Annotated in this window: 9 protein-coding genes; 2 read left to right on the top strand and 7 right to left on the bottom strand. The window is 60.5% G+C overall.

Going from position 1 to position 12,597, the window contains the following annotated elements:
- Positions 1–103 precede the first annotated feature (103 nt).
- Together ACJO2E_RS00870 and moaA are read left to right on the top strand one after the other, a co-directional pair.
- A complete protein-coding gene (locus ACJO2E_RS00870; RefSeq protein WP_406960959.1) occupies positions 104–2,392 on the top strand; it encodes a nitric-oxide reductase large subunit in 2,289 nt (762 codons plus the stop codon).
- Between the two features lie 124 nt (positions 2,393–2,516).
- Positions 2,517–3,509: a GTP 3',8-cyclase MoaA gene (gene moaA, locus ACJO2E_RS00865; protein ID WP_406960957.1), complete on the top strand. Its 993-nt coding sequence runs from the start codon at positions 2,517–2,519 to the stop codon at positions 3,507–3,509.
- Positions 3,510–3,564: 55 nt separating this feature from the next.
- Here the strand turns inward: moaA and ACJO2E_RS00860 are convergent, their stop codons facing one another.
- The 7 genes from ACJO2E_RS00860 to ACJO2E_RS00830 all read right to left on the bottom strand — a co-directional run bounded on the left by ACJO2E_RS00860 (position 3,565) and on the right by ACJO2E_RS00830 (position 12,553).
- Entirely contained in the window at positions 3,565–3,966 is a 402-nt protein-coding gene (locus ACJO2E_RS00860; RefSeq protein WP_406960955.1) for a ribonucleotide reductase subunit alpha, read from the bottom strand.
- A gap of 26 nt (positions 3,967–3,992) precedes the next feature.
- Entirely contained in the window at positions 3,993–4,745 is a 753-nt protein-coding gene (locus ACJO2E_RS00855) for a Crp/Fnr family transcriptional regulator (RefSeq protein ID WP_406960953.1), read from the bottom strand.
- A 170-nt stretch (positions 4,746–4,915) separates the two neighbouring features.
- A complete protein-coding gene (locus ACJO2E_RS00850) occupies positions 4,916–5,722 on the bottom strand; it encodes a peptidylprolyl isomerase (RefSeq protein WP_406960951.1) in 807 nt (268 codons plus the stop codon).
- Between the two features lie 64 nt (positions 5,723–5,786).
- Entirely contained in the window at positions 5,787–6,467 is a 681-nt protein-coding gene (gene narI, locus ACJO2E_RS00845; protein ID WP_406960949.1) for a respiratory nitrate reductase subunit gamma, read from the bottom strand.
- A gap of 20 nt (positions 6,468–6,487) precedes the next feature.
- The gene (gene narJ, locus ACJO2E_RS00840; RefSeq protein WP_406960947.1) at positions 6,488–7,228 is read right to left on the bottom strand and encodes a nitrate reductase molybdenum cofactor assembly chaperone; all 741 of its coding nucleotides are present in this window, start codon (positions 7,226–7,228) and stop codon (positions 6,488–6,490) included.
- Between the two features lie 10 nt (positions 7,229–7,238).
- Positions 7,239–8,813, bottom strand: a complete 1,575-nt coding sequence (narH, locus tag ACJO2E_RS00835; RefSeq protein ID WP_406960945.1) for a nitrate reductase subunit beta — start codon at positions 8,811–8,813, stop codon at positions 7,239–7,241.
- Positions 8,810–12,553, bottom strand: a complete 3,744-nt coding sequence (locus ACJO2E_RS00830; protein ID WP_406960943.1) for a nitrate reductase subunit alpha — start codon at positions 12,551–12,553, stop codon at positions 8,810–8,812. Before ACJO2E_RS00830 ends, narH begins: the two co-directional genes overlap by 4 nt.
- Positions 12,554–12,597: the final 44 nt, after the last annotated feature.

The following is a 12,597-nucleotide window of genomic DNA, read 5'->3' as shown; positions in this document are numbered from 1 at the left end:
ATCAAATAAACATGTATTCAATATGATACTTATTGAGATAGAACGACTTCCCTGACAACGAAGAGAGACCACCTGTAAAGGAAAACCACCTCGGAGACAGTCCATGGCACACTACCGCCGACTCTGGTACATCCTGATTGCCATCCTGGCGATCACCTTTGCCCTGCTGGGCTACTTCGGTGCGGAAGTTTACCGCGCTGCCCCACCCATCCCCGACCGCGTTGTCACCGTCGACGGCGACACCCTGATGACGGAAGACAGCATCCTCGACGGCCAGACCGCCTGGCAGTCGGTCGGCGGGATGCAACTGGGCTCCATCTGGGGCCATGGCGCCTACCAGGCCCCGGACTGGACAGCAGACTGGCTGCACCGTGAACTGACTGCCTGGCTGCATATTGCCGCCGGGGAGGAGTATGGCCAGGACTGGCACAACCTTACCGGGCAACAGCAGAACGCCCTGGCGTACCAGCTTAAAGAGGCATACCGGACCAACGGCTACAATCCCGATACCGGGGAACTGACGCTGGATGACCGGCGGGTACAGGCCATCGCACAAACCGCTGCCTATTATGACGAGCTGTTCAGCGACGCGCCGGGCCTTCAGTCCACCCGGAAAAATTACGCCATGAAGGAGGACACCCTGCCCAGCCCGGACCGCCGGGCACGTATGGCGGAGTTCTTCTTCTGGACCGCCTGGGCCGCCTCCACCGAACGCCCTGGCAGTGACGCCACCTATACCAACAACTGGCCCCATGAACCACTGATCGACAACAAGCCCACCGCCGAGAACATCGTGTGGTCCGTTGTCAGCGTGATACTGCTGATTGCTGGTGTTGGCGGCCTGATCTGGGCCTGGGCCTTCCTGCGTAAACATGATGAGGACGAGCCCGTCGCCCCGGTCAAGGACCCGCTCACCAGCTTTGCGCTGACACCTTCCCAGAAAGCCCTGGGCAAGTACCTGCTGCTGGTTGTAGGCCTGTTCGTGTTCCAGGTTATGCTGGGAGGCTTTACCGCCCACTACACCGTGGAAGGCCAGAGTTTCTACGGCATCAACGTGTCCGAGTGGTTCCCCTACTCCCTGGTACGTACCTGGCACATACAATCCGCCCTGTTCTGGATCGCCACCGGTTTCCTGGCCGCGGGTCTGTTCCTCGCGCCCATCATCAACGGCGGCAAGGACCCGAAGTTCCAGAAACTGGGGGTGGATGTGCTGTTCTGGGCCCTGGTAGTCGTGGTGGCCGGTTCCTTTATCGGCAACTACCTGGCCATTGCCCAGATCATGCCGGAGCACCTGAGCTTCTGGCTTGGTCACCAGGGCTATGAGTACGTCGACCTGGGCAGGATCTGGCAGATCGGCAAGTTCCTGGGCATCGTGTTCTGGCTGGTGCTGATGCTGCGTGGCATTGTCCCGGCCCTGCGCCAGCCCGGCGACAAGCATCTGCTTGCCCTGCTGACCGCCTCCGTGGTCGCCATCGGGCTGTTCTATGGTGCCGGCTTCTTCTACGGCGAACGCACCCACATTTCCATCATGGAATACTGGCGCTGGTGGATTGTCCACCTTTGGGTGGAGGGCTTCTTCGAGGTCTTCGCCACTGCGGCCCTGGCCTTCATCTTCTGCAGTATGGGCCTGGTGTCCCGCACCGTGGCCACCTCCGCGAGCCTGGCGTCCGCCAGTCTGTTCATGCTCGGCGGCGTGCCCGGCACCTTCCACCACCTGTACTTCTCCGGCACCACCACCCCGGTGATGGCTGTGGGCGCCACCTTCAGCGCCCTGGAAGTGGTGCCGCTGGTGGTACTGGGCTACGAGGCCTGGGAGAACTGGCGCCTGAAGCACCGGGCACCCTGGATGGAGAATGTGCGCTGGCCACTGATTTTCTTTGTGGCCGTGGCCTTCTGGAACATGCTGGGTGCAGGGGTACTGGGCTTCATGATCAACCCGCCGGTGGCTCTTTATTACATCCAGGGTCTGAACACCACGCCCACCCATGCCCATGCGGCGCTGTTCGGGGTATACGGCTTCCTGGCCCTTGGCTTCAGCCTGCTGATCCTGCGCTATATCCGCCCCCGGATCGTGTTTGACGAACGGCTGATGAAGATCGGTTTCTGGTGGCTGAACATCGGCCTGGCGCTGATGCTGTTCACCAGCCTGCTGCCAGTGGGCCTGATCCAGTTTGTCGCCAGCGCCAGCGAGGGCCTGTGGTACGCCCGCAGCGAAGCCTTCATGCAGAGCAATATCCTGCAGTTCCTGCGCTGGTTCCGTACCGTGGGCGATGTGGTGTTCATTGTCGGCGCCCTGGCCATTGCCTGGCAGGTGGTGAAAGGTATCTTCTTCCCCACCCTGGCACCGTCGGTAGCTGAACCGCACAGCGCGGCCGACCAACTCAGCGCCTGATCCATCGGGCCATGGACGGCCACATGGAGATACTCCCGCCGGGGTATCGGATTTACCGGCGGGATTTGCCATACTGATTACATAATCGCGCATCCAGCATGCCTTATCGCAACAGGATACCGACATGACCCAATCCAAGCTGACAGACCGTTTTGGCCGCACCGTCAACTACGTGCGCCTGTCTGTCACTGACCGTTGCGACTTCCGCTGTGTGTACTGTATGGCGGAGGATATGACCTTCCTGCCCCGCCAACAGGTTCTCACCCTGGAAGAAATTGCCCGTGTGGCCCGTACGTTTACGGAACTGGGCACCGAGAAAATCCGCCTCACCGGTGGTGAACCCCTGGTGCGGCGGGACATCCTGGAACTGGTAAAGGAAATCGGCAGCTATGGACTGCGCGACTTCGCCATGACCACCAACGCCAGCCAACTGCCCACCATGGCCGACGACCTCCGACGGGCCGGCCTGCACCGGGTCAATATCAGCCTGGATTCCCTGGATAAGGACAAGTTCCGTCAGATCACCCGCACTGGCAGCCTGTCAAAGGTTCTGGACGGCATTGATGCCGCACGGGAAGCCGGTTTCCGGGGCATCAAACTCAATACCGTTGTCCTTAAAGGCCGCAATGACGACGAGGTGCCTGAGCTGGTGGATTTCGCTCGTCGCAAGGGCATCGACATCACTTTCATTGAGGAGATGCCCCTCGGCGAGATCAACGAGCATGATCGGGGCCTGGCCTTCTGCAGCAGCGACGAGGTGCGGGATATCATCCGCCAGCATCACGATCTCGTGCCCGCCACCGAGGATTCAGGCGGCCCGGCCCGATACTACCGGATGCCCGGCAGCGAAACCCGGGTCGGGTTCATTTCACCTCATTCCCATAATTTCTGCTCCACCTGCAACCGGGTACGCGTGACCGTGGAAGGCCGGCTGCTGCTGTGCCTGGGCAATGAGCATTCGGTGGACCTGCGTCGCGTGCTGCGGGGCAACCCGGTGACAGACGATAAACTGAAACAGACTATTATTGATGCCATGGACCTGAAACCGGAGAAGCACCACTTCGAGGTTGGGGGGGATGTGCAGATTCTCCGGTTCATGAATATGACCGGGGGCTGATATCTTTCCTCCAACGGCCCCCGTCCGGGACGCTTCGTTCACACATTAGCGTCCATCAGTGAAGGTCAACCGCCTGTCCATGCGGGTCCAGCGGCAGGTAGCCACCGATATGCCCCAAACGGATCGACTCCACCATCATGGTCAGGGGTTGCCGGGCATCGTCGGAAGACGGCGCAACGCCACCCCGGCCAGACATGGCAGCGACGAACACCACATCCCACGGCTGACCGGTGCGGTTGGATTCCTCCACCAGGTCATCGAACCGGGTGACTTCGTCCGGAGCCTTGTCGACGCACACCACTGGCGTCAGCGCGCCGCCCTCACCCCGCTCGAAGCCGGCCTTCTCGGCCTCGCTGGCATCATCGGGTAACTCGGCCCGGCAGAATACGAACAGCAAACGCTGGGGCTCGTCCTGTTGGTGTACGGCCTGCATCAGGTCTGTGTAACGGGTAATCATGGGTATTCCTTCAACAACAGGGAGGATCACTGGCTGAGCTGAATCAGCCGCGCGGGATCAGTAATAAACAGCTTGCTGCGGTTCACCCTCACCAGGCCGTTGCCCTTCAGGTCCGCCAGGATGCGGGAGAAGGTTTCCGGCTGCATGGCCAGTCGGGACGCCACCAGGCACTTGGGCAACGGCAGTTCCACTTCCCCGCCCTGTTGACGGGCATTGTCGGGTAGCAGGTCGATCAGGTAGCGGATCAGCCGGTCCCGGGCACTCTGCACGGTCATGATCTCCAGGTCATGGAACCGGCTCACCGCCCGCATGGCGTAGTGCTGGAGGGCTGCCCGGGCATACCGGTGGTTGCCTTCCAGCAGTTCCTGGTACACCTTCACCGGAATCATCAATACCTCGCTGTTCTTCAGGGCCTCGGCGTAACAGGCATACCGGGGCGGATCAGCGTAGATCATCACCTCGGCAAAGCAGTTACCCGGCAACAGGCTGTCCAGGGTGCGGTCCACCCCGGAGGCATCCAGGCGATAAAGCCTCAACCGACCGGAAATCACGAAGAAGAAATGATGAGCCGGCATATCCTGGCGGTACAGCAACTGGTGGTGCCCCAGGCGGACCCGACGGGAGTGTTGCAGCACGTATTGCAGATCCCAGGGTTCCAGGGAAGTGAACAGTGGATGCCCCTGGATGGCGGCCAGACCGTCTTCCTTCTCGAGGAATCGGTTGGTCGCCAGGAGAACCGGTTTTTCATAACGTTTTTCAACGGATTGAGCGACAGCCATGAGTGGTTTCCCCTTTTCATGTATCCCATAGAATGCTTTAGATGGTAGATGGTAGAGGGACAGTGGCCGGAATGCTGTCCCCCGAAGGGGGTAGATTGACGGTTACTGGTGGATAGTTGATGTGAATCAAAAAGGGGGAGCCATGCTCCCCCGCAACACATATCATCCGCTCACTGCATCAACGGCGAATCCGGCAGTTCCAGGTCGACGCCCTCCACTCCGGTTTCCGCAGCGAGCACCTGCAGGTACTGCCGGAACGCCCGACGGGTGACGCTTTCGCTGAGGTACTGACGAATCTGGGGTTTGACGTGCTCGTAGGGAAGCGATTCACCGTCGATGCGCTGGTCGACCCGTACGATATGCCAGCCGTAGCGGCTTTCGATCAACCCTGGGCTGAGGCCTTCCTGCAGGTTCAGCACCGGGCGCTCGAATTCTTCCACCGTCTGGCCCTTGCTGATCTGCCCCAGGCTGCCGCCCTGGTGGCGGGATTCGCAGGCCGAATACTGCCTGGCCAGATCGACAAACCGGGAACGACCATCGAGCAGAGAAGACAGCAACTGATGGCCCGCCTCTTCCTGGCGGATACGTTCTTCCACGTCGTCCGGTGCGGCGGCCAGCAGGATGTGACTGACAGCCATCAGGGTCGGGCTGCGGAATCGTGCCGGGTTGGCGGCGTAGAAACGTTCGCAGTCTTCCTCGGACGGGTCCGGTACGTTCAGTTCCAGCTCCAGCACCCGTGCCAAGCGGTCTTCCTCATCCATGGACTCGGGGAGCTGCAGGATATCGGCCTGCTGCAGCAGCAACTGGCGGATAGCCAGGCTGCGGGCAGCTTCGTGCCAGGCTTCCGCGACGTCTTCCGCCGGATGGTGCTGCATCTCCCGGGCGATGTCGTCTTCCGGGATCAGGGTGTCACCCACGTACACCGGCGGGAACTGGTTTCTGGGCTTGTCGGCTTCGCCGGTCGGGATCAGTTGCATAATCGTGCTCCAGCTATGAATGGACATAGATTTTTGCGGGCTGGCCGCTCATATCCGGTTACTCTTATGCCCGCTTACGCACCACCTGGTACTTCCGCCCGAAATACTCCACCGGCACGCTGAGCATGTGCACCAGGCGGGTGAAGGGGAACAGGACGAACAGGGTCAGGCCCAGGAAGATATGGGTCTTGTAGATCCAGTGCACGTCAGCGATGTAGTTCGCGACCTCAGAGCCCTGCAGGGTGAAGATCCCCTGGGCCCAGGCGGAGAACTTGAGCATGGTGCCGCCGTCCAGGTGCCCGAGAGTGGGCAGGATGGTGAGCAGGCCAAGAGCCAGTTGGACCACCAGGATAATGATGATCATGTTGTCGGCGAAGGTGCTGCTGGCCTTGACCCGCGGATCCGTCAGGCGGCGCCAGGCCAGCATGCCTCCGCCGATGATGGCGAACACTCCGGCGATGCCACCCACCACGATTGCCATAACCTGCTTGGCGCCTGGCGTCATGAAAGGCTCATAGAGCGCGTGGGGAGTCAGCAGGCCCACCAGGTGGCCGAAGAAGATCACCAGCACGCCCACATGGAACATCACGGACGCCCACACCATGTTTTTCTTGCGCAGAATCTGGCTGGAATGGGCCTTCCAGGTGAACTGACCGTGGTCGTAACGTGCCCAGGTGCCAACGAACAACACAATGAGGGCGACGTAGGGATAGATTCCGAATAGCAATGTATTGAGATAGGACATCGTCATTTCCTCCGGCGCCCTCAGGCGCGCCCTGCCGGACGGGGAGTCACATCCGTCATCAATTGATCACTCAGGTGGATGGTCTGGGTCTGTTCCAGCTCGCGGCGGCGCTTCCCAACCACGCCACCGGTGCTGCAGGAGCTGCCCTGGTCATCCACGAATTTCACCATTTCCTCTTCCCAGACCTTGTCCAGGGCTTCCGGGGTGTCGTCCCGCTCTTCAGTGGCCACAATCCCCGCCAGTTCCTGCCGGTTAACCTCGCGACCGGACAGCACCAGCAGGGAATCCATCACCACGTGATAGAGACTTTCACGCTGGTACAGGCGCTCGCCCAACAGCCCAAGGATGTGATGGATGTCCTCCAGCCAGTTCCGGATCTCGTCCCCCGGGCGGGTGGAGAGGTATTCCAGGAACAGCGGCAGGTAGTCGGGCAGCTCCCTTGCATCAATTTCCAGACCATTGGCGCGGTACTGCTCCATCAGGTCCACCATGGCCTGGCCACGATCACGGGATTCACCATGTACGTGTTCGAACAGCAACAGGGACGTGGCCCGGCCTTTGTCGAAGATGCCCACGTAGTCTTCCTGCCGGTCGAGCAGGTCACCGTCACAGAGCATATCCACACAGCGAAGCAGTTGGGCCTTGTTCTGACCGGGTAGCCAGCTGTCCTCAAGAACAGCGGCAACCAGGGCATCCTTGGAGGCCTGGAGTTCTTCCGTGGGGTACTCAAGAAGTCGTGCCATTACTTTCAGAAGTTGCATGTCGGCCTCCTTATTCCTGCAGCTGCTTCGGGTCCACCTGCTTCACGGTGGAGAGTTTCTGCACCATGCTGGTGGTCTGCTTACGGCCACCGAACATGTTGAACTTGCTGTCGCCGTTGCAGCCGTCGCCGAAGCTGAAGCCGCAGCCATTGCGCTCGCCGTGAGCCGTCGCATCCGGGAAGGCTTCCTTCGCCAGTTCGCGGTGGCTGGTCGGGATCACGAAGCGATCATCGTAATCGGCAATAGCCAGGTAGCGGTACATCTCGTCCGCCTGGGCCTTGGTCAGGCCACACTCCTCCAGGGCACGCAGGTCTTCCCTGCCTTCCACGGTTTCGGCACGCTTGTACAGGCGCATGGCCATGATCCGCTTCAGCGCCCGGACAATGGGCTTCTCGTCACCGGCGGTGAGCAGGTTAGCCAGGTACTTGACCGGAATCCGCAGGCTTTCGATCTTTGGCAGTACGCCGTCGAACTCCACCTTGCCGGCTTCAGCAGCAGACTGGATCGGGCTCAGGGGTGGCACGTACCAGACCATCGGCAGGGTGCGATATTCCGGATGCAGCGGCAGGGCCAGTTTCCAGTCCACCGCCATCTTGTACACCGGGCTACGCTGGGCGGCCTCGATCACGTTCATGGGCACTCCATCTTTCCTGGCCTGCTCGATTACCGCCGGATCGTTCGGGTCCAGGAAGATTTCCAACTGCTTCTCGTAAAGCTCGTGCTCGCCCGGGGTGCTGGCCACTTCCTCGATGCGGTCGGCGTCGTACAGCAGCACGCCCAGGTAGCGGATGCGGCCAACACAGGTCTCGGAGCAGACAGTCGGCATACCGGCTTCAATCCGCGGGTAGCAGAAGATGCACTTCTCGGACTTGCCGGTTTTCCAGTTGAAGTAGATTTTCTTGTAGGGGCAGCCGGAGACACACATCCGCCAGCCACGGCACTTGTCCTGGTCGATCAGGACAATGCCGTCTTCTTCCCGCTTGTAAATGGCGCCGCTGGGGCAGCTGGCCACACAGGTGGGGTTCAGGCAATGCTCGCACAGCCGCGGCAGATACATCATGAAGGTGTTTTCGAACTGGCCGTAGATGTCCGCCTGTACCTGGTCAAAGTTCTTGTCCTTGCGGCGCTTGGCGAACTCGGTGCCCAGGATTTCCTCCCAGTTCGGGCCCCATTCGATCTTCTGCATGCGCTGGCCGGAGATCAACGAGCGGGGCCGGGCCACTGGCTGGTGCTTGCTGTCGCCGGCGGTGTGCAGATGCTGGTAGTCGAAATCGAACGGCTCGTAGTAGTCATCGATCTGGGGCAGGTCCGGGTTTGCGAAGATGTTCGCCAGAATCCGGAACCTGCCACCGATTTTCGGACGGATCTTGCCGGCGCTGTCCCGCATCCAGCCGCCCTTCCACTTGTCCTGGTTCTCCCACTCCTTGGGGTAGCCGATGCCGGGCTTGGTCTCGACGTTGTTGAACCAGGCGTATTCCATGCCTTCGCGACTGGTCCAGACGTTCTTGCAGGTCACTGAACAGGTATGGCAGCCAATGCACTTGTCCAGGTTCAGTACCATGCCGACTTGGGAACGGATTTTCATTTTACAGCCTCCTGAACAGTGTCATTGCCTTCGCCGTCGAGCCAGTCGATGTTGTGCATCTTGCGCACCACCACGAATTCGTCACGGTTGGAACCTACGGTGCCGTAGTAGTTAAACCCGTAGGAATACTGGGCATAACCGCCAATCATATGGGTCGGCTTCGGGCACACCCGGGTGACCGAGTTGTGGATACCGCCACGGGTGCCGGTGATCTCGGAGCCCGGAATATTCACGATCCGCTCCTGGGCGTGGTACATCATCACCATGCCCGGCATGACCCGCTGGCTGACCACCGCCCGGGCCGCGATGGCACCGTTGGCGTTGAACAGTTCAATCCAGTCGTTGTCCTCGATTTGCATCTCCCTGGCATCGTCTTCGCTCAGCCAGACGATGGGGCCGCCCCGGGACAGGGTCAGCATCAGCAGGTTGTCGCTGTAGGTGCTGTGGATACCCCACTTCTGGTGCGGGGTGATCCAGTTCAGCGCTTTCTCCGGGTTACCGTTGCTGCGCTGGTTCAGCATGCTGCTGACGGTCTTGGTGTTGATCGGCGGGCGGTACACCAGCAGGCTCTCACCGAAGGCCCGCATCCACTCGTGGTCCTGGTAGAACTGCTGACGACCGGTCAGGGTCCGCCAGGGAATCAGTTCATGCACGTTGGTGTAGCCGGCGTTGTAGGACACATGCTCGTCTTCCAGACCAGACCAGGTCGGGCTGGAGATAATCTTGCGCGGCTGTGCCACGATGTCCCGGAAGCGGATCTTTTCCTCTTCCTTGTTGGTAGCCAGGTGGGTGTGGTCCAGGCCGGTGAACTCGGACAGGGCCGCCCATGCCTTCACGGCTACCTGGCCATTGGTTTCCGGTGCCAGGGTGAGGATTACCTCTGCCGCATCAATGGCGCTCTCGATCTTCGGACGACCGGCGTTGGCACCGTCAAGGTGCTTTTCGTTCAGGTCACCAAGGAACGTCACTTCCTTCTCGGTATTCCAGTTGATGCCCTTGCCGCCGTTACCCAGCTTGTCCATCAGCGGACCAAGCGAGGTAAAGCGGGCGTAGGTGTTCGGGTAGTCGCGCTCAACAGTGATGAAGTTGGGGGCAGTCTTGCCCGGAATCAGCTCGCACTCTCCGCGCTTCCAATCCTTCACATCGAACGGCTGGCCCAGTTCGGCCGGTGCGTCATGCAGCAGCGGCAGGGTGACCACGTCTTTCTCGACACCCAGATGGCCCTCCGATGCTTTGGAGAAGGCCCTGGCAATACCCTTGTAGATCTCCCAGTCGCTACGGGCTTCCCAGGCCGGGTCAGTCGCCGCGGTAAGCGGGTGGATGAACGGGTGCATGTCGGACGTGTTCAGGTCGTTCTTCTCGTACCAGGTGGCGGTCGGCAGAACGATGTCCGAGTACAGGCAGGTGGTAGACATGCGGAAGTCCAGGGTCACCAGCAGGTCGAGCTTGCCTTCCGGCGCCTCGTCGTGCCACTTCACTTCTTTCGGCTTGGCGCCCCCCTCGTGACCGAGATCCTTGCCCTGCAGGCCGCTGGTGGTGCCCAGCAGGTACTTGAGCATGTACTCGTGCCCCTTGCCGGAGGAACCCAGCAGGTTGGAGCGCCAGATGAACAGGTTGCGCGGATGGTTCTCGGGTGCTTCCGGATCCTCGTTGGCGAAAGCCAGGGAACCGTCTTTCATGGATTTGGCCACGTAATCCGAGACATCCATACCGGCTTTTTCAGCTTCAGCGGCAATACCCAGGGGGTTGCGGTTCAGTTGCGGTGCGGAAGGCAACCAGCCCATACGCTCGGCACGAACGTTGTAGTCGATCAGGCTGCCACCGAATTTGTCCTTGTCCGCCAGTGGCGACAGGATCTCGTCCACACCCAGCTTCTCGTAGCGCCACTGGCCAGAGTGGGCATAGAAGAAAGAGGTGGAGTTCATGTGGCGCGGCGGGCGCTGCCAGTCCAGGCCGAAGGCCAGGGGCTGCCAGCCGGTCTGTGGGCGCAGCTTTTCCTGGCCGACGTAGTGGGCCCAGCCACCACCGCTCTGGCCGATACAGCCACACATAATCAGCATGTTGATCAGACCACGGTAGTTCATGTCCATGTGGTACCAGTGGTTCATACCGGCACCGACGATGACCATGGAACGGCCCTTGGTCTTGTCCGCGTTGTCGGCGAACTCGCGGGCAATGCGAATCACTTTGTCAGCAGGCACACCGGTGATCTTTTCCTGCCAGGCGGGGGTGTATGGCTTCACCTCATCATAGGAAGTGGCACCATCGTCATCGCCCAGGCCACGGCTGATGCCGTAGTTGGCCACCATCAGGTCGTAAACTGTGACTACACGGCCTTCGGTGCCATCCGCCAGCTGAACCTTGCGGGCGCCCAGTTTGTGCTTGAGCACATCCTTGACTTCAACATGCTGGAAATGGTCGTGCTCAATGCCACCGAAGTACGGGAAGGCCACGTCAACGACGTCGTCATGCTTTTCGACCATGGACAGCTGCAGGTTGACGTCAGCGTCCTTCGCGGTCTGCTTCAGGTTCCATTTGCCCTTTTCGCCCCAGCGGTAGCCGATGGAGCCGTTGGGAGCGGTCAGCTCGCCGCTGGCCTCGTCAATGGCGATGGTTTTCCACTCAGGGTTGTTCTCCTCACCCAGGCCGTCCACCAGGTCGCTGGCACGCAGGAAACGGCCCGGCGCATAGCTTCCGTCGTCACGCTGCTCCAGCATGACCAGGTAGGGCATGTCGGTGTAGCGACGAACGTAATCCGTGAAGTACTCGCTGGGCTTGTCGACATGGAATTCCTTCAGGATGACGTGGCCCATGGCCATGCCGAGAGCCGCGTCGGTGCCCTGCTTGGGGTTCAGCCATTCATCAGACAGCTTGGAGACTTCAGCATAGTCCGGCGTAATAGCGACGGTCTTGGTGCCCTTGTAACGTACTTCGGTGAAGAAGTGGGCATCCGGGGTCCGGGTCTGGGGTACGTTGGAACCCCAGGCGATGATATAGCCGGAGTTGTACCAATCGGCGGATTCCGGCACGTCGGTCTGCTCGCCCCAGGTCTGCGGCGAGGCCGGCGGCAGGTCGCAGTACCAGTCGTAGAAGCTCATGCAGACGCCGCCAATCATGGACAGGTAGCGGCTACCGGCGGCGTAGGACACCATGGACATGGCGGGAATCGGGGAGAAACCGAAAATACGGTCCGGGCCGTACTTCTTCGCGGTATAAACATTGGAGGCGCCAATCAGCTCGTTCACCTCATCCCAGCTGGAACGCACGAAGCCGCCCATGCCGCGACGAGGCTTGTACTCGGCGGTTTTCTTCGGGTCTTCCACAATGGATGCCCAGGCTTCTACCGGATCGCCATGCTGGGCCTTTGCCGCACGCCAGAGCTTCATCAGGTGCTTGCGCATCAGCGGATATTTCAGGCGGTTGGCGCTGTACATGTACCAGGAGTAGCTGGCGCCACGGGGGCAGCCGCGGGGCTCGTGGTTGGGCAGATCCGGACGGGTACGGGGGTAGTCGGTCTGCTGGGTTTCCCAGGTGACCAGGCCATTCTTGACGTAGATCTTCCAGCTGCAGGAGCCGGTGCAGTTCACGCCGTGGGTGGAACGCACGATCTTGTCGTGCTGCCAGCGCTGGCGGTAGCTGTTTTCCCAGTCGCGACTGACTTCATGGGTTTCACCGTAGCCGTTGGCAAACGGCTCTCGCTTTTTCCTGAAGTAGTTAAGCTTGTCGATCAAATGACTCATGGTCTCTCTCCATCAACCCGTTGGCCGGATCGTTGTTCCGATTT

Origin of the sequence: Marinobacter shunpengi, assembly GCF_045449695.1 — a bacterium.
GTDB lineage: Bacteria > Pseudomonadota > Gammaproteobacteria > Pseudomonadales > Oleiphilaceae > Marinobacter.
This window is presented reverse-complemented; position numbering and strand designations above follow the sequence as displayed.